The organism is Streptomyces sp. NPDC050546, assembly GCF_044457425.1.
GTDB lineage: Bacteria > Actinomycetota > Actinomycetes > Streptomycetales > Streptomycetaceae > Streptomyces.
Genome location: NZ_JBITGX010000001.1, coordinates 692,193 through 713,863, shown reverse-complemented (window position 1 = coordinate 713,863; position 21,671 = coordinate 692,193). Strand labels below are relative to the sequence as shown.

The window sequence follows — 21,671 nt, the reverse complement described above, 5'->3', positions numbered from 1 at the left end:
GTCCCTTCGTGGTGCCGTCATGGTGCAGGTCGGTCATGTACATGAATGACGTTCGCCATGTTGTTCACCGCGCGCGCTGCGTACGACCGGCCCGGAGGTCGCGGTCACACTGCTGAACGGAACGTAGGGGGCAAGCGCTTTCTAGTCAACGCCTCGCGCAGAACACATTCGGCCGGTCCTGGTCAGGCCGCGGGCGTCGCGGGGATGGCGTGGGAGCGCTTCCATGAAAGCCATGTGCATGTCACCATGCCGACGAACGCTTCCCTTCACGAGAGGGCGGGTCGATGAGGACTCCGCGCATGCGTACGTTCGTCAGTGGACTCGTGTTCATGCTGGTGGCCGTCGGTGCCCTGGCCGCGCCGCCGGGACCGGCGGCCGCCGGCACCTCGCGGCCCGGCCACGAGAGATCGCTGCCCGGCTCGTTCACATGGTCATCGAGCGGCCCGCTGATCAGCCCCAAGCCGGACGCGGCCCACCCGATCCTGTCGGTCAAGGACCCGACGGTCTTCCGCTACCGGGACCGCTGGCACGTCTACTTCACGACCGCCGACACCGCCGGACGCTGGAGCCTCGGACACACGAGCTTCACCGACTGGTCCGAGGCCGCCTCGGCGCCCCAGACGTTCCTGGACGCCAACCCGAACATCGGCAACCGGTACGCGGCAGCGCCCCAGGTGTTCTACTTTGCGCCCCAGCAGACCTGGTACATGGTCTACCAGACCGGCCCACCCTCCTACTCCACGACCAAGGACCCCTCGGACCCGCTCAGCTGGAGCGCGCCGCGCGACTTCTTCGGCAGCGAGCCGCCGATCGTCACCGAGAACAAGGGCGACGGCGCCTGGCTCGACTTCTGGACGACCTGCGACCGGACGGACTGCTACCTGTTCTTCTCCGACGGCAACGGCCACCAGTACCGCTCGCGCACCAGCCTCGCCGCGTTCCCCAACGGCTTCCGGGACACCGCCATCGTGCTGTCCGAGCCCAACCGCTTCGACCTCTTCGAGGGGGGCAACGTCTACCGGCTCGGCGACGGCTCCGGCTACCTCATGCTCGTCGAGGCGCTCGCGACCGGATCCGACTGGCGGCGCTACTTCCGGGCCTGGCGTTCCGACGGACTGGGCGGCGCCTGGACGCCGCTGGCCGACACCGAGGCCAACCCCTTCGCCCGCAACAGCAACGTCACCTTCGAGGCCGGACAGCCGGCCTGGACCAGGGACTTCAGCCACGGCGAGATGATCCGCTCCGGCGTCGACCAGACCCTCACGATCGACCCGTGCCGTCTGCGGTTCCTCTACCAGGGCATGGACCCCGCGTCGAGCGGCGAGTACTACCGGCTGCCCTGGCGGCTCGCCCTGCTGACCCAGACGAACCCCACCTGCTGAACCGCCGTACGACGTCCTGCGAGCCGCGCCTCACAACGGAAGGGACACGGACGTGCCTGCCACCCCCCGCCCCACGACGAGGAGACCGCTGCGGTCGGTCCTCCTCGCACTCGTCGCCGCGCTGCTGCCGATGCTCGCGGCCACGGTGCTCACCGCGCCCTCGGCCGCCGCCCGCGAGCCGGCCGGCGGTTCTGCCCGCGAGGAGGCCGTGCCCGCCGCGGCCCTCACCGAGGTCACGAACTTCGGTACGAACCCCAGCAACCTGCGGATGTACCTGTACGTGCCGGAGAGCGTCAGGCCGAACCCGGCGGTCGTGGTCGCCGTGCACTGGTGCACCGGCTCCGGCCCGGACATGTACAACGGCACCGAGTACGACACGCTGGCCGACCAGTACGGGTTCATCGTGCTCTACCCGTCCGTCACCCGTAGCAGCAAGTGCTTCGACGTCTCCTCGCCCCAGGCGCTGCGCCGCGGCGGCGGCAGCGACCCGGTCGGCATCAAGTCGATGATCGACTGGGTCACCCGCACCTACGACGCCGACACCGGGCGGGTGTTCGCCACCGGCATCTCCTCCGGCGCGATGATGACGAACGTCCTGCTCGGCGACTACCCCGACGTGTTCGCGGCGGGCGCCGCCTTCTCGGGCGTCCCGTTCGCCTGCTTCGCCACCACCAACGGCTCCGAGTGGAACAGCGACTGCTCGGGCGGCACGCTCACCCACACCCCGAAGGAGTGGGGCGACCTGGTCCGGAAGGCCTACCCCGGCTACACCGGCCCCCGCCCGCGGATGCAGATCTGGCACGGCACCCAGGACGACGTCCTGCGCTACCCCAACTTCGGGGAGCAGATCAAGCAGTGGACGAACGTGCACGGCGTGAGCCAGACGCCGACCGCCACGGACACACCCCAGTCCGGCTGGACCCGCAGCCGCTACGGCTCCACGGGTGACCGGGCCCCCGTGGAAGCCATCAGCCTCCAGGGCGTCGGCCACAACCTGTACGCCCATGGCATGGCCTCCCGTGTGCTCACCTTCTTCGGCCTGGACAGCTCGGGCCCGGCGCCACAGCCCCAGCCCGGCGCCTGCAAGGTGACGTCCACGGTCAACGCCTGGAACACCGGCCTGACCGCGTCCGTGACCCTCACCAACACCGGTACGACGACCGTCAACGGCTGGAAACTCGGCTTCGCACTCCCCGCCGGCCAGACCGTCACGGGCGGCTGGGGCGCCACCTACGCGCCGTCGTCCGGGACGGTCACCGCCACCAACGTGTCGTACAACGGCACGATCGCGCCGGGCGCGAGTGTCGGCATCGGCTACCAGGCGAGCCATGGCGGCAACAGTGCCGCTCCGGCCGCGTTCACGCTCAACGGGACGGCGTGCACGGCCGGTTGAGCCACCGGATGCTCCGAGATCCGGGTGCCGGTCAGACCGATCGGCATCCGAGATCTCGGGTGCCGATCAGACCGACCGGCACCCGGTTTCCCGGACGCCGGTCAGACCGACCGGTGGTACTGGTCCGGCACCCGGACCTCACCGCCGAGTTCCCGCGCCGCGTGCCGGGCCCACGAGGGGTTGCGCAGCAGCTCCCGGCCCAGCAGGACCGCGTCGGCCTCGCCGTTGGCCAGGATCTTCTCGGCCTGCTCGACGTCGGTGATCAGTCCCACCGCGGCGACCGGCAGGGGCGTCTCGGCCTTGACCCGGGCGGCGAAGGGCACCTGGTAGCCGGGTCCGGTGGGGATCCGGGCATCGGAGGCGTTGCCACCGCTGGAGACGTCCAGCAGGTCGATGCCGTGGGCCCGCAGGTCGGCGGCGAAGCGGACGGTGTCGTCAGCGGTCCAGCCGCCGTCCTCGAGCCAGTCGGTCGCCGAGATACGGAAGAACAGCGGCTTGTCCGCGGGCCACACCTCCCGTACGGCGTCCACCACTTCGAGGGCGAAGCGGACGCGGTTCTCGTACGAGCCGCCGTACGCGTCGGTGCGGTGGTTGGAGTACGGGGAGAGGAACTCGTTGATCAGGTAGCCGTGGGCGCCGTGGATCTCGGCGATCTCGAAACCGGCGGCGAGGGCGCGCCGCGCCGCGGCCGCGAACTGTCCGACGATGTCCTCGATCTGGTCGGCGGTCAGCTCTGCCGGGGTCGGGTGCCTCTCGTCGAACGCGAGGGGGCTCGGCGCCACGGAGTCCCACCCGTACGCGTCCGGGCCGACCGGGGCGCCGCCCTTCCAGGGCTGGTCCGTCGAGGCCTTGCGACCGGCGTGTGCGAGCTGGATCGCGGGTACCGTGCCCTGCTCGGCGAGGAAACGGGTGATCCGGCGGAACGCCTCCACCTGCGTGTCGTTCCAGATGCCGAGGTCGTAGGGGGAGATGCGGCCCTCCGGGGAGACGGCGGTGGCCTCGACGATGATCAGGCCCGTGCCGCCGGCCGCGCGGGCGGCGTAGTGCGCGAAGTGCCAGTCGTTCGGGACGCCGGCCTCCGGGCCCTCCGGTGCCGCCGAGTACTGGCACATCGGGGGCATCCACACGCGGTTGGGGATCGTCACATCGCGCAGGGTCCAGGGCTCGAAGAGCGCGGTCACGGCGGACTCCATTCGGTACGGGGCGGTGTCGACTCGTACGATAGGCATCGTAGTACGGTGGATGTCAAACTACGATGGTTCTCGTACTATGGAGGTTCCCTAGGAAGTGGAGCCGCCGTGACGTCCCCCGCCGTGAGCAGCCGCGCCCTGCCGCATCCCGAGCGCGACGAGATCCGGCTGGAGGGTGTGCTGCACGCGCTCTCCGATCCGATGCGGTTGCGGATCGTGCGGGAGCTTGCCGCGGAGAGCGGGGAGTTGTCCTGTTCGCGTTTCGATCTGCCGGTGACCAAGTCCACGACCACGCATCACTTCCGAGTGTTGCGGGAGAGTGGGGTGATCCGGCAGGTGTATCGGGGGACGGCGAAGATGAACGGGCTGCGGCGGGATGATCTGGAGGAGTTGTTTCCGGGGCTGCTGGACGCGTTGCTCGATGCGGCGGGGCGGCAGGCCGGGCGGCTGGCCCCTTAAGGAACCCTGCCGTGCGCGGCCTCCATCAGGGACTCCCAGTCCGGAAGCTTGACCACTCCGCGTCCGAGTGACGCTCCCAGCTCCGCCTCCGCTTGTTCGATCGACTGCCAGCCCGTCCATTCGACCGGGTCGAGTCCCGCTGCCCGCAGGGCCGTGAGTGTGTCCTGGGGGACGTCCTTCGCGGCGAGGAGCGGGGCGTCCTCCAGGAGGGATGTCGCTGTCTCCTTCGCGCAGGGGCGGTTCGTGCCGATCACACCCGTCGGGCCGCGCTTGATCCAGCCGGCCACGTACTCGCCCGGCGTGACCACGCCCTCGCGCAGGACCCGTCCGGCCAGGTTCGGCACGGTGCCGGTCTTCGCGTCGAACGGCAGGCCCTCCATCGGCACTCCGAGGTAGCCCACCGAACGCAGCACCAACTGTGCCTCGATGTCCTCGTACCGGCCCGTGCCCGTCAGTCCGCCGTGCCCGTCCAATGTCGTCCGCTCGAACCGCACCGCGCCCACGTGGCCCTGCTCGGAGAGCAGCTCGACCGGGCGGAGGAAGAAGCGGAGGCGGATCCGGTGCGGGGCGCCGGCCGGCGGGGACTCGGCCCAGCCGCGCAGCACCTCCACGTTGCGCCGCTGCGGGGCAGGGAGCGCGGACGGGTCCGTGTACCCCGGGTCCGCCGTCAGCTCCGCCGGGTCCGCGACGACGTCCGTCCCCGGCAGGGTGCCCAGCTCGCGCAGTTCCTTGGTGGTGAAGCGGGCCTGGGACGGGCCGCGCCGGCCCACCATGTGGATCTCGGTCACCCGGCTCGCCGCCAGCGCGGTCAGCGCCGCCTGCGGCATGTCGGTCGGGCTGAGCTCGGCCAGCCCCCGGGCCAGCATCCGGGTGACGTCCACGGCGACGTTCCCCACGCCGATGACCACGGCCGACCGGGCGTCCCGCAGGAATCCGCCGTCCACGGCGTCCGGGTGGGCGCTGTACCAGGACACGAACTGCGTGGCCGACCAGCTCCCCGGCAGGTCCTCCCCGGGAATGCCCAGATGCCGGTCCGTGGCGGCGCCCACGCAGTACACCACCGCGTGGTAGAGCTCCCGCAGCCGGGCGGCCGGCACCCCGCCGGGGCCCACCTGCACACCTCCGAGGAACCGGACCCGGTCGTGCTCCAGGACCGTGCGCAGATTGTTCTGCAGCGACTTGATCTTCTCGTGGTCGGGTGCCACACCGTAGCGGACCAGGCCGTACGGGCACGGCAGCCGGTCCAGGACGTCGACGCGTACCTCGGAGTCCAGCTGGACGAGGCTCTGGGCGGTGTAGCACCCGCTCGGCCCGGAGCCTACGACGGCGACTCGCAGCACGGCGGAACTCCTTACCCGTCAGATCCCGGGGGATCTCAGGAGAGCGCTGATGTCTCCAGCATCGCACCGGCCGGGCTCCGCTGACAGGGTGCAGTGCTCCGACCGGGGCGCGTGTCGGATCTATAGCGAATGTGATCATGCGGTTACGTTCCGTGTGTGCTGGAAGCATCCTTTCTTAATCTTTCTGATCGCTCTCCGGTGGACGGCGCGGTGTCCGTGCGGCCCGCGTGGGAAGTGCGGGAGAACCAGGACGCCACGCGGTGGTTCGACGTCCGGCTCGCCTTCACGGACGGCGCCCACGTCGACGCGCTGGCTGTCGTGGCCGGCGGAAGCGTCGGTGTCGAGGACGTACGCGCCCAGCCGGCGCTGTCCCTCGACGACCTGGCGGTGCTCGCCGACTGGCTCGAGGATTCGCTGGCCGAGGCGTGCGGCGCCGGTGCCGGCCCGGAATCCGAGGGCTGCGCGAGCCCGGGGCGTCGGGCCCGGCCGGTCTGGCCGCGCGGCGCGGAGGGACGGTGGCTGGTGGCACAGGAGTACCGCGCGGCCCAGCAGGGCGGTGCCGACCCGGTCCTCGCCGTGATGTGCGCGACGGGGCACAGCCGCCGCAAGTCGCTGAGGCTGATCGGCCAGGCCCGGGACGCGGGCCTGCTGGCACCTCGCCGCGCACGGCGCTGAGCGCGGCGGGCTGAGCGGGCCGGCCCGGGGCACGGCCGCGCCCCGGAGTCCGCTCAGAGCATGTCCCGCATCCGCGTGATCTCGCTGGTCTGCTGAGCGATCACCTCGTCGGCCATCTCCTCGACGCGGATGTTGTTGCCCTGCCCCTTCACGTCCGTCGCCATGGTGATCGCGCCCTGGTGATGGGTCGTCATCAGGCTCAGGAAGAGATGGTCGAAGGCCTTGCCCTCGGCCGCGCGGAGCTTCTTCAGCTGGGCCTCGGTAGCCATGCCCGGCATCGCGGCGTGCTCGTGCCGCTCGGCCTTCAGCGGTTTTCCGTACGACTTCAGCCAGCCCTTCATGGCCTCGATCTCGGGCTCCTGGCCGGCCGCGACGCGCTCGGCGATCCGCTTCACGTCCTTCGACTCGGCGCGCTTCGGGGCGAGTTCGGTCATCATCAGGGCCTGGGCGTGGTGCTCGATCATCATCCGGGCGTAGGAGACGTCCGCCGCGTTGGGGGAGTCGTTCTCCGGGTTCTGCTCGGCGGCCTCTTCGGCGGACAGGGTGCGGTTCGCCTCGCCCGGCTCACCCGGCGCGATCACGGCGGGCCCGTCGGCGGCGGCCGGCTTCCGGTCCGGACCGGAGTCACAGCCCCCGGCCGCGAGCACGGCCAGGGCGACCAGCCCCGTCGTGACGACGGACGCACGAGACACGCGGCGGAACAGCACAACGACCTCCTGTGACGGGCGGGTTGGGACGCACCTCGTGTTGCGGACGGCGTACTGGCACGCTTCCGCGGGTCATTGATCGCAAAACTTCATTGCGATTCTGTTGCCCTCTATTGGTATGTGCATGGCGAAGACGATACTGCGTGGTGCGTGAACCGTTCCGCAGTGAACGGAACCAGGGAGGAAAACAGTGATCCTGTTGAACGACCGCAGAACACGCCGCAGACGCCTGGGAGTTGCCGCTGCCGCCGCTGGGCTGCTGGCCGCGCTCCTCACAGCGGCACCGGCAGGGGCCACCCCCGACCCGGGGGACGCGCCGCCCGCGCCGAAGAAGGTCTCCAAGAGCGCCCAGGCCGAGGTCCGTGAGGCCATCGAGAAGGGTGAGATACCCGCCCAGGACGAGATCGTCCACTCCGACAACATCCAGCACCTGGCGTTCGTCCCCAAGGACGTGCTCCAGGGCACGAACTCGGACCTCGCCTTCCAGGGCAGGTACGCGTTCGCGGGCAACTACGACGGCTTCCGCATCTTCGACATCAGCAACCCCAAGGCACCGAAGACCGTCGCCCAGGTGCTGTGCCCCGGCTCGCAGAACGACATCTCCGTCTCCGGCGACCTGCTGTTCCTGTCCACCGACTCCTCGCGCAGCGACAGCAGTTGCACCAGCACCACCCAGCCGGCGACCGAGAAGTCCTCGTGGGAGGGCATGAAGGTCTTCGACATCAGCGACAAGCGCAACCCGAGGTACGTCGCAGCCGTCGAGACCGCCTGCGGCTCGCACACCCACACGCTGGTGCCCGAGCGCCGGAACGTCTACGTGTACGTCTCCTCGTACTCGCCGAGCGACGCCTACCCCGACTGCCGGCCGCCGCACGACGGCATCTCGGTCATCAAGGTGCCGCGCAACGCCCCCGAGAAGGCCAAGGTCGTGGGCTTCCCCGTGCTGTTCCCCGGTGAGGGGCCGGACGGCGGCGGCAACCCGGGCGGACCCACCAACCCGGGCGTCTCCAAGACCACCGGCTGCCACGACATCACCGTGCTGCCGTCGAAGGACCTGGCCGCGGGCGCCTGCATGGGCGACGGCATCCTGTTCTCCATCAGGGACCCGGAGCGCCCGAAGGTCATCGACCGCGTCCAGGACAACGTCAACTTCGCGTTCTGGCACTCGGCGACCTTCAACCAGAAGGCGAACAAGATCGTCTACACCGACGAGCTGGGCGGCGGCGGCGCGGCCACGTGCAACGCGGAGATCGGACCGAACCGCGGCGCCGACGGCATCTACGACATCGTCGGCAAGGGCGACAAGCGCAAGCTCGTCTTCCGCAGCTACTTCAAGATCCCGCGCCACCAGGCGGACACCGAGAACTGCGTGGCCCACAACGGCTCGCTGATCCCCGTGAAGGGCAAGGACCTGATGGTCCAGGCCTGGTACCAGGGCGGTGTCTCCGTCTGGGACTTCACCGACTCGGCCAAGCCGAAGGAGATCGCCTACTTCGACCGCGGCCCGCTGACCACGGACACGATCAAGTCGGGCGGCTCGTGGTCGGCGTACTACTACAACGGCTACATCTGGTCGAACGAGTACGCCAGGGGCTTTGACGTCCTGAAGATCGACGACCGGCGCACGGACCCGGCCCGCCGGGTCCACCTGCGCGAACTCAACGCGCAGACGCAGCCGGACTACTTCGACTGACCCTCCCGGCCGTGCCCCGTTGCGGCCCCGGTCGCGAAGAACCGTGACAGATCCCTGTCACCCGTCCCGCCGGAGGCTCCGGTCTCCGGCGGGACACCCAGCTCCCAGTCGAGCCGGTAGCGTTCGAACAACTCGGCCCGCAGCACCGGGACCGGCATCGGCACCCCCGGCACCAGCGCCGCGTACACGGCGCCCATCAGCAGGGCGCGCAGCATCGGGTAGTCGCTGTCGACGTCACGCGACCCGAGCCGGGCGACGGTGTCCCGCAGCAGTTCGGCCAGCCGCCGCTGCTCCGGGCAGGGCACGAAGCCCTCGGCCTGCAGCAGCCCGGCCATGTGCTGGCGCATCAGCACGGGCCGGTCCCCGGCCAGGCCCAGGATCGCGTCGATGGCCCGCGCCATCCGCTCCCGGCCGTCCTCGGTGCGCGGCTCGCGCTCCAGCGCCTCCTCCAGCGTGCGATGCATCAGCCGGTGCACCGCGGACTGTACGAGCTGGCGTTTGCCGGGGAAGTAGTACGAGACCAGCCCGCGCGCCGAACCCGCCCGGTCGGCTATGTCGCCGAGCGTCGTCGCCTCGAACCCGCGCTCGTCGACCAGCTCGACCGCCGCCTGCAGAAGCCGCTCCTTCGAACGTCTCCGCAACTCTTCGTTGACCGAGGCGCTGCGCGGGGACATGCTGTAACTCCTGCGTTGACTGGCTGCCAGCCAACTATACTCGGAGCGTCCGGCCGGGGCCGCGCGGTCCCAGCCGGGGATGCCGTCTGCCTCGGGCGACACGGGGGATCGTCCGAGGCGGGCGAGCAGAAGCCCGGATGGTCGCCTCGGGCAGTTTGTTCCGGCGGTGCGGCTCTCAGCTCACCAGGTCCAGGACCGGCCGCAGCCCGTCCGGCCGGTCGGTCACCGGCAGATGGTCCACGAAGTGCACCCCGCAGCCCAGGGCCGTGGCGCCGCCGTCCGCCCGGCGGTCGTCGCCGACCATGAGTGTCCGGCGCGGATCGGCGCCCAGCGCCTCGCAGGCGGTGGCGAACAGCCGCGGGTCGGGCTTCTGGATGCCGTGCTCGTACGACAGGACGTACACGTCGATGTAGGGATCCAGGCCGTGCGCGCGGAAGACCGGGCGCAGGTCCCAGCCGATGTTGCTGACCACCCCGACCGGGATGCCCCGCTCGCGCAGCGTACGGAGCACCTCGACGGCGTCCGGGTACGGGGCCCACGCGACCGGGTCCATGTGGCGCTCGTACAGCGCGTCGTGCAACGCCGGGTCGGGCAGCGTGACTTGGCGGGAGACGCCGGTGTACGCGGCCCGGTGCAGCTCGGCACTCTGATCCCGGATCTGCCAGGCCTCGGCCAGTTCCTCCGGTACCCGGGCGGGATCGCCACCGCCCGGCAGCGCCCCCGCGGCCTCCAGCGCCCGCGCCGCGGCGGCCATCTCCGCCTCAGCGAGCCGGATCGCGGTCCGGGCCAGGGTGCCGCGCAGCCAGGAGTCGGTGGACTCGACACGGAAGAGGGTCCCGGAGAAGTCGAACAGCACGGCGGTCATGGGGTGATCCTACGAGGGCGCGCCCGGCTCCCGCGGATGTTCACGGATGCCGGCGCGCTGGTGCACCCACACCGCCAGGGCCACCACCGTCGCGCCCAGCAGCCAGCCGCCCACCACATCCGACGGCCAGTGCACGCCCAGCCAGACGCGGGTCAGCCCGACCCCGATCACGGAGACGACGGCCACGGTCAGGGCCGTACGCCACACGGCACGGCTCACACCGTGACGGTGCAGGAGCCACAGCAGGAGGCCGCACACGACCGTGGCGGTCATGGCGTGGCCCGACGGGTAGGCCGAATAGTGGGCCGAGTCGACCGGGTCGGGCCAGACCGGACGGGGACGATCCACAGCCGCCTTGAGACCCTGCTGAAGCAGTGTGCCCAGCGAGACGGTCACCATCAGCCAGACCGCCGTCCAGTGTGCCGCGAGCCGCATGACGAGCCAGACGACGACCGCCGCGCACAGCAGACGCATCGTCCACGGGTCCCACACCCAGTCCGTCAGGACGCGGAACGCCTGGGTGATGCCGTCTTCCTCGACCGCCCAGCGGTGGGTGGTGCCGGAGATGTCCTTGTCCGTGGTGATCAACGGGCTCCATCTGACCGCGACCAGGGTCAGCAGCAGAGCCGAGCACAGGGCCAGGACACCGGCGGAACCGGCGGCGGTGCGGTGCTCGGGACGGGGCGGGGAGTCCACGGACGGGGTGTGCATGATGCGATCCTCGCCGAACCCGGGGCTCCGGATCCAGTGCGGCGGTGATCTTCGGATCAGAAACCACGGACTTCGGCCACATCGAAGGCCCGGCGCCCGTGTCACACGCGTCGGCTATCCCAGCGCCCGCAGTCCCGGTACGAACGCCAGCAGCACCGGCACCACGGGCACCAGCGCGGCCGCCGCCGTCAGCCGCAGACGGTGTGCGGCGGTCAGCCGGTCCGGGGGAGTGAGCAAGCGGTGCACCCGCGCCGGGACATGGGCCTGCGGTGTCGGACAAGGGCCGAACACACCGCGGTGCTCGTTCAGTTCGACCAGGGCCAGGGCCGTGGTCAGACGGCCGAAGCGGCGGGAGGCCGTGTCGTCGGCGGCGAGTTCGACCAGGCGGTGCATCTCGTCGCGGAACGCGGCGAACACCGGCACCTGCGGAAAGCCGCCCGCCAGGGCCGAGGAACAGTTCAGCAGCCAGTCGTGCCGGGCCCGTGCGTGCCCCTGCTCATGGGCGAGCACGGCATCCAGCTGCCGCCCCTTCAGCCGGCGCAACGCGGCCGTGGTGACGACCAGTTGAGGCGGAGTGCCGGGCAGCCACCAGGCGTCGGGCCGCTCGCTCTCCAGGACGACGAGCCGGCCGGACACGGCCACCTCGCCCGGCAGCAGCGGGGCCCGGACCAGCAGATCGGCCCGCCGGCTGCGGCGCCGGGCGCGCGCCCGGCCGACCTCGCGTACCAGCATCGCCGCGCTCCACAGACCCCCGCAGGCCAGCGCCACCGCCGTGGTCGCCGCCCAAGGGCCCGCCGTACCGAGGGCATAGGCCTCGACGGCGGCGCTCGGCGCCGTCGCGAAGACATGCCCGCCGACCGCGTGCCAGGCCGCCGCCGCGCTGAGCGTCATCGACAGCGCACAGCACACGAGCACGGCCGCCACCGCGCACTGCCACACCCACAGCGCCACCACCGGCTCACGATCGGGCCAGTCCGCCCGGGCGAGCAGCCGGGGAGCCACCACGGCGGTCAGGGCGCCGAGCAGCAGCAGTGCCGCGGGGAGCATCATGGGAGGCAGCCTATGAGCGCGGCGCCGCCCAGGGGTACGACTTGAGCCGCCGAAGTGACGCAGGCAACGGATCACAGCGTCAGCAGCATGGTCACCATCGCGATCCCCATGGACAGCCGGCAGGCCCGTGCCAGCTCGGGCCGGGCACCCCACCCGGCGGACCCGCCGCCCGCGGCCCCGCTCCCGGCCACGGCCGGCACCGGCACCAGCCGGACGCCCGTCAGCAGCACATATCCGGCGAAGTACAGCAGCAACACCCCCGTCAGCAGCGGAACTCCCGATCCGCCCCGACCGTGCGCGTGTGCGGGAGAGCCGGCCATGACGACGGACATGTAGACCATCGCCGCGGCTCCCGCCAGATGATGCAGATGGTGCGCCCCCGCCCGCGCCGCCCACAGCGCGTGCACCGCCGCCGCCCCGAACACGGACGCGTACGCGAGCCAGGCCCACGAGGGCGGGGAGAACACCGCCGCCGGAACCGCCATCGTGGCCATTCCGAACCCCATCAGCGCCTCGCCGCCGCTGCGCATCCGCACCAGGCAGTAGGCGCCGGTCACCGCGCAGAGCGCCACCAGCAGCCAGCCGGACGAAGCCGGTCCGTGCACGCGCACCTCCCCGCTCGACAGTCGGTCATTCGATGCCCAGGCGATGCGGCGCGCACGCGAGCGCAAGGGTGTACACGGGGAGCATCCGACGGAGCGCAGCAGGTGAGCGCCTCTGTCCACGGTTATATTTCACGAGTAAAACACCTGCTAACCTTGTGAGGATGAGCAGCGCGAATCCCACACCCACCTCCCCTCCCGCCCGGCGACTCCCGCTGGCGGGCGTGCTGCGCGTCGGCCGGCCCTCCGAGATCTGGTTCAAGCCCGCGCTGAGCGTGGTCGCGGCGATCGCCCCGCCCAACCTCACCCTCCTGGCGCTCGGCCGGCTCGACCTGGCGATGTACACGATGGCCGGGTCCCTGTGCGCGCTGTACGCCCACAACCGCCCCTACGCCGCCCGGGCCGGGACCCTGGTGTGGGTGGTGCTCGGCATGCTCGGCGGGCTCGCCGTCGCCCTGGTCGCCGCCTCGCTCACCGGCAGCGCCGTCGTGCTGGTCACGGTCGGTGCCCTGCTGGCCGCCGCGCAGAAGGTGCTGTGCGACGCCACCCGGGTCGGCCCGCCGGGCAATGTCGTCCTCACGTTCGTCAGCTCCGCCTCGCTGTTCGTGCCGCAGGATCTCGCCCAGGTACCCGGCCATCTGGGTCTGGCCGCGGCGACGGGTGCCTGGGCCTGGCTGGTCTGTATGGCGCCCGCGCTGGTCAGGCCGCACGGCCCGGAGCGCCGCGCCACCGCCGGTGCGCTGAAGGCCGCGGCCGCGTACGCCGACACGGGCGGCACGGGCGAGGGTCACGCAGGGGCCCGTGCCGCGGGCTACGCCGCCGTCCAGGCCGCCTGGCAGTCACTGCTGTCCACGGGCGCACCCTCCCGGACCCGGCGCGCTCTTGAGCGGCTCGTCGTACGGGCCGAGGTCGCCCTCGCGGCGCCGGCGGAGGCGGACGCCGGCCGGCTGCGGGCGTGGGCCCGTGCGCTGCGCGGTACCGGGCCCGTCCCGCAGGCCGGGCTGCCCCGGGCGGCCACCGACGAACTGCTCGGTGTGGACGCGGCCCGCTCCCTCTGGGCGCGGCTCGGCCCGCTGACCCCGCTCGCGGTGCGCACCGCGCTCGGCTGCGCACTCGCCGGCTACGCCTCCCTCGCCCTCGGGATCGGCCGGCCCTACTGGGCCCTGGTCACCGCCGCCTCGCTCTACCAGGCCAACATCGCCCTGACCTGGAGCCGGGCCGTCCAGCGGGTCGTCGGCAACGTCCTCGGCGTGCTCGTCTTCGCGGCCGTCGCACCGCTCGCCCACCTGGACCAGGCGGTCCTCGTGCTGGGCTGCCTCGCGTTCAGCTTCGGCGCCGAGGTGCTGATCAGCCGCAACTACTGGCTCGGCAGCGTCTGCGTGACCCCCATGGCCCTGCTCATCACCGAGTTCGCCGGATTCCAGGAGCCCGGCGAGCTGATGACGGAGCGCGTCGTGGACACGGTCGTCGGCGCCCTGGTCGGCTTCGTCGCCGCCGTGGCCGTCACCAACCGGCGAGCGGGCGACCGTGTCGAGCGGGCCCTTGCCGCCGCCGACCGGGCGCGCGAGGGCGCCGCCCGCCTCCTGGCCGAGCCGGACCCCGGCACCGCCGCCCTGGAGTCGGCCCGCCGCGGCCTCGCCGTCGCCCTGGCCGATCTGCGGGCCACCGCGGACGCCGCGGCCGGCGAATGGTGGCAGCGCGCCCTGCCCCAGGAGCGGGTCGTGCTCGCTGAGCAGTCCGGACACCGTACGCTCGCCGCTACGGCACGACGCCAGGGGCTGCTCCCGGAGCGGGGCACGGGTACGGATACGGAGGACGCACGGCCATGACGGCGACGGAAGGACCATCGCCCACGGGAGACGACTCGGGACCCGGACCGCATCCGGCGTCCGGGACCCCACGGGCGGGGGACGACCTCCCCGAGGGGCGTACGGCCGACCGGGCGCGGTCGACCGGAGGAAACCTGGCCGCCGGGGCCCACGAGGCCGGGGAGCATCCCGCCGACCCGCGGGCAGTCGACGGGGCCCGTGGGGCCGGAGTGGGGTTGGCCGACGAGGCATCCGCGACCGGGGAGCATCCCGCCGACCCACAGGTAGCCGACGGCATCAGTGCGGCCGGAGGCGGGGAGTCGGCCGGCGAGGTCCCCGCGGTCGAAGGCGACCCGGCCGGTGGCCGGCGGGGCGACACCGTTGCCGCTGTCGTGCGGCAGTGGCAGGCCGTGCACCCCGGGCTCGACACCGGGCCGATGGAGGTCATCGGCCGGATCAACCGCTGTGCCGCCCTCCTTCAGCAGGCCGAGGACGCGCCGCTGCGCCGGGCGGGTCTGAGCCGCCCGGAGTTCGATCTGCTGGGCGCGCTGCGCCGCACCGGGCACGAACTGACCCCCGGGGAGCTGGCCCGGGAGACCTTCTCCTCGGGCGCCGCCGTCACCAAACGCCTCAAGCAGCTGACCGAACGCGGCCTGGTGGAACGCCGGATCGACAGCCGCGACCGCCGCGTCGCCCACCTGCGCCTCACCGACGCCGGGCAAGAACTCGTCGACGGCGTCCTGCCCGCCCAGCTCGCCTACGAGACAGCGGCCCTGTCCGGCCTGGACGCCCCCGGTCAGGGCGAACTCGCAGCGCTGCTGGGGGAGTTGCTGAGCCAGCTGGAGGGACGCCTGGGCGCGCTGCGGGGTTGAACCGGGCCTGCCCGGGGGCGTCATCCCCCACTGGCGTGACGCACCGGCCCCGACGTACCCTCACCCCGTACCGCACCGCGTGGCGGCCTCCAGCTCCTTCACCTGCCCGGAGGTACCCCATGCCCGCGCTCGAGGTGCGCCCCTTCCGCCGAGCCGACCGCGACCAGCTCACCGACCTGGTCAACATGCACGTGGCGGCGGTCGTCCCCGGCGTCTCCGTCTCCGTGAACACCGTTCTCGGCGACCTGGAGCGGCAGCCAGGCGAGTTCATCACCGACCCGTGGGTGGCCGAGCGGACCACACTCGTCGCCGAGCAGCGCCGGTGCGTCGTCGCCGCCGCCCATCTGCTCCGCTACCGCGCGGACGGCGAGGTCGGCGAGGCCTATCGGGACAGCGCCGAGATCAACTGGTTCGTCCACCGGCCCACGGCGTCGCACTGGCCGGACGCCGACCGGGCCGCCGACCTGCTGATGCGGGCGTGCCTGGCACAGCTCGCCCGCTGGGACGCCCGCGTCCGGTACGCCGACGGCGCACTGCCCGCCCCGCTCGTCTACGGCCTGCCCCGCAACTGGCCCCACATCCGGGCCGTCTACGAACGCGCCGGATTCCGGCACATCGGCGACACCGAGGTCATCCTGATCGCCCGCGTCGCCGACCTGCCGGCGCACGAACCCCGGCCGGGCGTCACGGTCGAACGCACACTGGGGGAGTGCGGCACCCGTTTCACGGCCCGCGCCGACGGTCGCGCCCTCGGCTTCGTCGAGGTGGACACGGCCCTGGCCCGCCCCGAGCGGCACGCCCGCGCCGCGGGCCTGGCCGACATCGGCAACCTCCACGTCGATCCCGGGCAGTGCGGCACCGGCCTGGAGCACTGGCTTCTGGCCCAGGCCGCAGGCTGGCTCCGCCTGTGCGGCGTCGACCGGCTCGTCGCCTACGAAACGGCCGCCGACAGCGCCGGGCTCGACCTCCTGGCGGGCGCGGGCTTCCACGAACTGACCCGTACCGACCGGGTCTGGGAGCACCGCCCCGGGTGACCTCAGATGCCGGGCCGGTACCGCATCGGGTGGTCCGCCGGGACCTCGACCAGCACGATCGGCGTCCCGTCCGGGTCCGCGATCCACATCTCGACCAGGCCCCACGGCTCCTTCACCGCCGGCCGCACGATCTCGACGCCCTTCGCCCGCAGCTCCTCCTCCGCCGCGGCCACGTCGTCGACCTGGAGCCACAGCCGTACGTCCGGCGCCGGGGGAGTCTCGGACCGGCCCGCGACCTCGAGGAAGCCACCGCCCGTGAAGTAGACCGTGCCGCGCTCGGGACCCGTGCCGAACTCCCGGTACACGGCGAGGCCCAGCTGTTCGCCGTAGAACGCACGGGACCGCTCGGGGTCGGACGGGCGGAGCAGGATCCGGCTGCTGAGTACATGCACCATGCACGAGAGCCTAGTGGCGGCGCTACTCTCGTCCATGCCCCAGCCACGCCCGGAAACGGAGACGCACGCCCATGGACACCGCCGAGAACGCCGCCACCGGACTGACCTTCCGCGATGCCACCGACGCCGATGTGGACGAGCTGGTCGCACTGATCGAGTCGGCGTACCGGGGCGACGACAGCCGGACCGGGTGGACCACCGAGGCGGACATCCTCGAGGGGCAGCGGACCGACCCGGAGGGCGTGCTGGCCGTCATCAAGTCGGACGACGGCCGGTTGCTGACCGTGGAGCGGGAGGGCGGGATCGTCGCGTGCTGCCAGCTCGAGCACCGCGGTGACCACGCCTACTTCGGGATGTTCGCGGTCAGCCCCCGGCTCCAGGGCGAGGGCCTCGGCAAGGTGATCATCGCGGAGGCGGAAGCGCTGGCCCGCGCGACGTGGGGCGTGACGGAGATGCACATGACCGTGATCTCCGTACGCGACGACCTCATCGCCTGGTACGAGCGGCGCGGCTACCGCCGTACGGGTCGGATGACGCCCTTCCCGTACGGCGACGAGCGCTTCGGCATCCCGCAGCGCGAGGACCTGGCCTTCGAGCTGCTGGTCAAGGAGCTCGGCTAGGCCGTGAAACGGCCGGTGCGCTTGATGTCCGGGTGGTCGGTGGTCGCGCCGTCCAGGCCGAACGCCCGGACGAGCCGCAGATGGTCCTGCGTGTTCACGACCCAGCCGATGATCTTCAGGTCCGCCTTGCGCGCACGCTCGACGATCTCCAGGGTGAGCCGCCGGATGTTCAGGCAGACGGTCTCGGCGCCGGCCGCCACGGCACGGTCCACGATGTCGGTGCCGTAGCGGCTGGCGATCAGCGCGGTCCGCACACCCGGCACCAGTGGCTTGATCTCGGCGATCGCCTCGTCGTGGAACGAGGACACCTCCACCCGGCCGGCCAGCCCGCGCCGGTTCATCACCTCGGCCAGCGCCCGCGCCGCCTGCGCGTCCTTGATCTCCGCCTGGAGCGGTGACTGGACGGCCTCCAGGACCTCCTCGAACACCGGCACCCGCTCACCCCGGCCCGCGTCCAGGGCGCGCAGCTCGGCCAGGGTCTTCTCGGCGATGGGCCCGCTGCCGTCGGTCGTGCGGTCCACGTCCGTGTCGTGCATGACGACGAGCGCGCCGTCCTTGCTCAGATGCAGGTCGAGTTCGATGGCGTCGAGGCCGGCCTCCTGGGCGGCGACGAAGGACCGGAGGGTGTTCTCTGGTTCCACACCCATGATTCCGCGGTGACCGATGGTGAGGAAGTTCAAGACGCGACTCTCTTCCGTCGACAGGCGGCACTGGGGGCCTTACGGCCCACCTGGACCGTATCGCCTGTACCCGCCCTCTGCAGAGGCCGAGGGCATGGTCGGCGCACATCCGGGCACAAGCATGGTCGACAGGAAATAGTGCGGTGAAGCACAGGGTGCGGCAGGATAATTTTCGGAAGCTTCCCTTGCTGGGAGGAACCTCGTGTGTATACGGTCGAGGTACGCGAGATTCTCCCGTGGAAGGTGGGACATGACGGAAATTCTTGTGCAGGTGGGTTCGGAGGACCTGGTTCCTCCCGTGGCCAGGGTGGTGGAGCACCCGGCATGGCCCGTGCTCAAGGATGCCGTGGAGCAGATCCGGCCATGGCAGTCCAAGGACGGGTCGATCGACTTCGACGCCCAGGGCGCGCCGGAGCCCGCCGACGCCGAGCTGGCCGTCCGCCGGGCCGCCGACGCGGTACTGGAGCTCTCCCCGCTGCTCCCGCACGACGCCGCCTATCACGAGGCCCTGGTCAAGGACCTGCGCCGGTGGGCCGACGGCGGCTTCGAGGTGCCCGACTTCCTCGACTCCCTGCTGGCCTTCCAGCCCGCCGCGAGCCGCGCTGACGGCCTCCAGCACCTGGTCGTCTTCCCGATGTACACCCAGAACGGCAACCCGGACCGCAACCTCGAAGCGGTCGTCCTGCGCATGGTCTGGCCGGACTGGCTGTCCGAACTGGAGCGCACGCGCTACGACAACCCGCTGTTCTGTGGCATCAAGTTCGAGGACTTCACGGCCGGCTACGACACCAACTCCGCCGTCCTGTTCCCCGAGACCATCGCCGTGCGCGAGGCACCCGAGCGGTTCAGCTGGGGTGGCATCTTCTGCGACCGCGAGGCCGCCCGCTTCCGCCGGGTGACCGACGCGGCCGTCGACATCCTGGGCCTCGAGCTGCCCGAGGACGTCGCCGCGATGGTCCACGACCAGAAGCGTTGCGAGGAGGCGTTCGTCCTGTGGGACATGGTCCACGACCGCACCCACAGCCACGGCGACCTGCCCTTCGACCCGTTCATGATCAAGCAGCGCCAGCCGTTCTGGATGTACGGCCTGGAGGAGCTGCGCTGTGACCTCACCGCCTTCAAGGAGGCCGTGAAGCTGTCGGCCGAGGGCGTCCCGCAGGCCCGTGACGTGCAGGTCGCGGTGCTCCTCGACCGCATGTTCCGCTTCCCGGTCACCGGCGAGCGGGTGCGCAACTACGACGGCCTCGGCGGCCAGCTCCTCTTCGCCTACCTGCACAAGCACGACGTCGTCCGCTGGACCGACAACAAGCTGACCATCGACTGGGAGCGTGCCCCGCAGGTCACGAACCAGCTGTGCGCCGACATCGAGCAGCTCTACCGCGACGGTATCGACCGGCCCAAGCTCGTCCACTGGTTCGCCGGATACGAGCTGGTCTCCACGTACCTCTCCCCGCACCCGGGCTCGAAGTGGGCCAAGGGCCCCGAGGCCCTGGACGTGACGCAGCCGCCCCGGAAACTCGTCGATGACGTGCTTCCGGACGAGTTTCCGCTGAGCATGTTCTATGAGGCACTGTCCAAGAAGCTGAAGAACGTGATCGCCTCCACCAAGGGCATCACGGCGGACGGCGCCGAGCGGATCGCCGCGTGAGCGGCGGAAACCTCCGCGGAACCGGGAACACTGCTCAGGAGGCGAAGAAGATGGCGGGGAACGGAGCTCTCAGCGGTGCGGTGATCGCGGTGGCCGGCGCGGGCGGGCCCGCGGGCCGGGCGGCGCTGCTGCGACTGGCCGAGGCGGGGGCGACCGTCGCCGCCGCCGACAACGATCCCGAGCGGCTCGCGGAGGCCGTGGACGCGGCCCGCTACGCGTCGGGCGGCGCCAGCGTCATCGGTGAGCCCGTCGACCTGCTGGACCTGCAGTCCACCCGTGACTGGGCCGCGCACATCGAGAAGGACTTCGGCCGCGTGGACGGCGTGGTCCACCTCGTGGGCGGCTGGCGCGGCAGCGAGACCTTCATCAAGACCAGTCTCGACGACTGGGACTTCCTGGAGCTGCTGCTGATCCGCACCGTGCAGCACACGTCGCTGGCCTTCTTCGAGGCCCTGCAGCGCAGCGAGCGCGGAAGGTATCTGCTGATCAGCGCCGCCGGAGCCACCAAGCCGACCGCGGGCAACGCCTCGTACGCCGCGGCCAAGGCCGCCGCCGAGGCCTGGACGCTCGCGCTGGCCGACGCCTTCCGCAAGGCCGGGGGCGCCGAGGGCCCGACGTCAGCCGCTGCCATCCTGGTGGTGAAGGCGCTGGTGCACGACGCGATGCGCGCCGAGCGACCCAACGCGAAGTTCGCGGGCTTCACCGACGTCAAGGACCTGGCCGAGGCCGTCGTGGGTGTCTGGGACAAGCCCGCCGCCGAAGTGAACGGAAACCGTCTGTGGCTCACCGAGAAGCCGTGAACCCGCCGAAGACCGACGCGCGCCGCCATCACGACCCGGAAGTCCGCGGTTTCGCCAGCGACAACTACGCCGGCGCCCACCCGGAGGTGCTCGCCGCACTGGCCCTGGCCAACGGCGGGCACCAGGTCGCGTACGGGGAGGACGCGTACACCGAGAACCTGCAGAGCGTCGTCCGCAGCCACTTCGGCGCCACGGCCGAGGCGTTCCCGGTCTTCAACGGCACCGGCGCGAACGTCGTCGCCCTCCAGGCGGTCACCGACCGCTGGGGCGCGGTGATCTGCGCCGAGAGCGCGCACATCAACGTCGACGAGTGCGGCGCCCCCGAACGGGTCGGCGGCCTGAAGCTGCTCACCGTCGCGACGCCCGACGGCAAGCTCACGCCCGAGCTGATCGACCGGCAGGCGTTCGGCTGGGACGACGAGCACCGCGCGATGCCCCAGGTCGTCTCCCTCGCCCAGTCCACCGAACTGGGCACGGTCTACACGCCGGACGAGATACGCGCCATCTGCGAGCACGCCCACGCGCACGGCATGAAGGTGCACGTGGACGGCTCCCGGCTGGCCAACGCCGCCGCCACCCTGAACGTCCCGATGCGGACGTTCACCGACGCCGCCGGCGTCGATCTGCTCTCCCTGGGCGGCACCAAGAACGGGGCCCTGTTCGGCGAGGCCGTCGTGGTCCTGAACCAGGACGCCGTCAGCCACATGAAGCACCTGCGCAAGCTGTCCATGCAGCTCGCCTCCAAGATGCGCTTCGTGTCGGTGCAGCTGGAGGCCCTGCTCGCCCGGGACCTGTGGCTGCGCAACGCCCGCCACTCCAACGAGATGGCCCAGCGCCTCGCCGAGGGCGTACGCGCCGTGCACGGGGTGGAGATCCTCTACCCCGTGCAGGCCAACGCGGTGTTCGCCCGCCTGCCCCACGACGTGAGCGAGCGTCTGCAGAAGCGGTTCCGCTTCTACTTCTGGGACGAGGCCGCGGGCGACGTCCGCTGGATGTGCGCCTTCGACACGACCGAGGAGGACGTGGACACCTTCGTGGCGGCGCTCAAGGAGGAGATGGCCCGCTGACCCGTG

Annotated in this window: 22 protein-coding genes; 12 read left to right on the top strand and 10 right to left on the bottom strand. The window is 71.5% G+C overall.

Translation table 11 applies throughout. The features are described 5' to 3' along the window. Positions 1-299 precede the first annotated feature (299 nt). Together ACIBK5_RS03215 and ACIBK5_RS03210 are read left to right on the top strand one after the other, a co-directional pair. Complete coding sequence (locus ACIBK5_RS03215) at positions 300-1,382, top strand: non-reducing end alpha-L-arabinofuranosidase family hydrolase (protein WP_399015578.1); 1,083 nt, start codon at positions 300-302, stop codon at positions 1,380-1,382. Between the two features lie 130 nt (positions 1,383-1,512). Beyond that, the gene (locus ACIBK5_RS03210) at positions 1,513-2,775 is read left to right on the top strand and encodes a PHB depolymerase family esterase (protein ID WP_399016226.1); all 1,263 of its coding nucleotides are present in this window, start codon (positions 1,513-1,515) and stop codon (positions 2,773-2,775) included. Positions 2,776-2,876: 101 nt separating this feature from the next. Here the strand turns inward: ACIBK5_RS03210 and ACIBK5_RS03205 are convergent, their stop codons facing one another. Continuing rightward, complete coding sequence (locus ACIBK5_RS03205) at positions 2,877-3,956, bottom strand: NADH:flavin oxidoreductase/NADH oxidase (RefSeq protein ID WP_399016224.1); 1,080 nt, start codon at positions 3,954-3,956, stop codon at positions 2,877-2,879. A gap of 117 nt (positions 3,957-4,073) precedes the next feature. On the opposite strand from ACIBK5_RS03205, the gene ACIBK5_RS03200 reads away from it, so the two are divergent. Beyond that, entirely contained in the window at positions 4,074-4,424 is a 351-nt protein-coding gene (locus tag ACIBK5_RS03200) for an ArsR/SmtB family transcription factor (RefSeq protein WP_399015576.1), read from the top strand. Here the strand turns inward: ACIBK5_RS03200 and ACIBK5_RS03195 are convergent. Then, a complete protein-coding gene (locus ACIBK5_RS03195; RefSeq protein WP_399015574.1) occupies positions 4,421-5,764 on the bottom strand; it encodes an FAD-dependent oxidoreductase in 1,344 nt (447 codons plus the stop codon). The genes ACIBK5_RS03200 and ACIBK5_RS03195 overlap by 4 nt on opposite strands. Positions 5,765-5,974: 210 nt before the next feature. Between ACIBK5_RS03195 and ACIBK5_RS03190 the strand changes: the two genes are divergently transcribed. Continuing rightward, positions 5,975-6,439, top strand: coding sequence for a DUF6214 family protein (locus ACIBK5_RS03190; protein ID WP_399015572.1), 465 nt, complete (start codon positions 5,975-5,977; stop codon positions 6,437-6,439). Positions 6,440-6,492: 53 nt separating this feature from the next. Here ACIBK5_RS03190 and ACIBK5_RS03185 read toward each other — a convergent pair whose 3' ends face one another. Then, positions 6,493-7,146 (bottom strand): DUF305 domain-containing protein, encoded by a 654-nt coding sequence (locus tag ACIBK5_RS03185; RefSeq protein ID WP_399015570.1) that lies wholly within the window; start codon positions 7,144-7,146, stop codon positions 6,493-6,495. Positions 7,147-7,336: 190 nt separating this feature from the next. Here ACIBK5_RS03185 and ACIBK5_RS03180 point away from each other — a divergent pair, with 190 nt between their 5' ends. After that, entirely contained in the window at positions 7,337-8,839 is a 1,503-nt protein-coding gene (locus ACIBK5_RS03180) for an LVIVD repeat-containing protein (RefSeq protein WP_399015568.1), read from the top strand. Here the strand turns inward: ACIBK5_RS03180 and ACIBK5_RS03175 are convergent. From ACIBK5_RS03175 to ACIBK5_RS03155, 5 genes are all read right to left on the bottom strand, one after another. After that, positions 8,827-9,513 carry a TetR/AcrR family transcriptional regulator gene (locus tag ACIBK5_RS03175; RefSeq protein WP_399015566.1) on the bottom strand — a complete coding sequence of 229 codons (687 nt, stop codon included), beginning with the start codon at positions 9,511-9,513 and terminating at the stop codon, positions 8,827-8,829. The two genes, ACIBK5_RS03180 and ACIBK5_RS03175, sit on opposite strands and share 13 nt — an antisense overlap. Before the next feature lie 175 nt (positions 9,514-9,688). After that, positions 9,689-10,378 (bottom strand): HAD family hydrolase, encoded by a 690-nt coding sequence (locus tag ACIBK5_RS03170; RefSeq protein ID WP_399015564.1) that lies wholly within the window; start codon positions 10,376-10,378, stop codon positions 9,689-9,691. Between the two features lie 9 nt (positions 10,379-10,387). Then, positions 10,388-11,089 (bottom strand): phosphatase PAP2 family protein, encoded by a 702-nt coding sequence (locus ACIBK5_RS03165; protein ID WP_399015562.1) that lies wholly within the window; start codon positions 11,087-11,089, stop codon positions 10,388-10,390. Positions 11,090-11,203: 114 nt separating this feature from the next. Beyond that, positions 11,204-12,139, bottom strand: a complete 936-nt coding sequence (locus tag ACIBK5_RS03160) for a M56 family metallopeptidase (RefSeq protein WP_399015559.1) — start codon at positions 12,137-12,139, stop codon at positions 11,204-11,206. A 71-nt stretch (positions 12,140-12,210) separates the two neighbouring features. Next, complete coding sequence (locus ACIBK5_RS03155; protein ID WP_399015557.1) at positions 12,211-12,744, bottom strand: DUF5134 domain-containing protein; 534 nt, start codon at positions 12,742-12,744, stop codon at positions 12,211-12,213. Positions 12,745-12,905: 161 nt separating this feature from the next. On the opposite strand from ACIBK5_RS03155, the gene ACIBK5_RS03150 reads away from it, so the two are divergent. The 3 genes from ACIBK5_RS03150 (at position 12,906) to ACIBK5_RS03140 (ending at position 16,455) form a co-directional block, all read left to right on the top strand. Next, entirely contained in the window at positions 12,906-14,570 is a 1,665-nt protein-coding gene (locus tag ACIBK5_RS03150) for an FUSC family protein (protein ID WP_399015555.1), read from the top strand. A gap of 275 nt (positions 14,571-14,845) precedes the next feature. Then, positions 14,846-15,421: a MarR family winged helix-turn-helix transcriptional regulator gene (locus tag ACIBK5_RS03145; RefSeq protein WP_399016222.1), complete on the top strand. Its 576-nt coding sequence runs from the start codon at positions 14,846-14,848 to the stop codon at positions 15,419-15,421. Positions 15,422-15,540: 119 nt separating this feature from the next. Further along, positions 15,541-16,455: an N-acetyltransferase gene (locus ACIBK5_RS03140; protein WP_399015553.1), complete on the top strand. Its 915-nt coding sequence runs from the start codon at positions 15,541-15,543 to the stop codon at positions 16,453-16,455. Between the two features lie 2 nt (positions 16,456-16,457). Here the strand turns inward: ACIBK5_RS03140 and ACIBK5_RS03135 are convergent, their stop codons facing one another. Continuing rightward, positions 16,458-16,850 (bottom strand): VOC family protein, encoded by a 393-nt coding sequence (locus tag ACIBK5_RS03135; RefSeq protein ID WP_399015551.1) that lies wholly within the window; start codon positions 16,848-16,850, stop codon positions 16,458-16,460. Between the two features lie 71 nt (positions 16,851-16,921). Here ACIBK5_RS03135 and ACIBK5_RS03130 point away from each other — a divergent pair, with 71 nt between their 5' ends. Beyond that, positions 16,922-17,470, top strand: coding sequence for a GNAT family N-acetyltransferase (locus ACIBK5_RS03130; RefSeq protein WP_399015549.1), 549 nt, complete (start codon positions 16,922-16,924; stop codon positions 17,468-17,470). Here ACIBK5_RS03130 and ACIBK5_RS03125 read toward each other — a convergent pair. Then, entirely contained in the window at positions 17,467-18,150 is a 684-nt protein-coding gene (locus ACIBK5_RS03125; RefSeq protein WP_399015547.1) for a glycerophosphodiester phosphodiesterase, read from the bottom strand. The genes ACIBK5_RS03130 and ACIBK5_RS03125 overlap by 4 nt on opposite strands. A gap of 250 nt (positions 18,151-18,400) precedes the next feature. Here ACIBK5_RS03125 and ACIBK5_RS03120 point away from each other — a divergent pair, with 250 nt between their 5' ends. From ACIBK5_RS03120 to ACIBK5_RS03110, 3 genes are read left to right on the top strand one after another with little or no spacing between them, the layout of a single operon-like run. Then, entirely contained in the window at positions 18,401-19,798 is a 1,398-nt protein-coding gene (locus ACIBK5_RS03120) for a DUF6421 family protein (protein WP_399015545.1), read from the top strand. A gap of 50 nt (positions 19,799-19,848) precedes the next feature. Further along, entirely contained in the window at positions 19,849-20,598 is a 750-nt protein-coding gene (locus tag ACIBK5_RS03115) for an SDR family NAD(P)-dependent oxidoreductase (protein WP_215123231.1), read from the top strand. Further along, on the top strand, positions 20,595-21,665 hold the full coding sequence (locus ACIBK5_RS03110; RefSeq protein WP_399015542.1) for a threonine aldolase family protein: 1,071 nt from the start codon (positions 20,595-20,597) through the stop codon (positions 21,663-21,665). Before ACIBK5_RS03115 ends, ACIBK5_RS03110 begins: the two co-directional genes overlap by 4 nt. Positions 21,666-21,671: the final 6 nt, after the last annotated feature.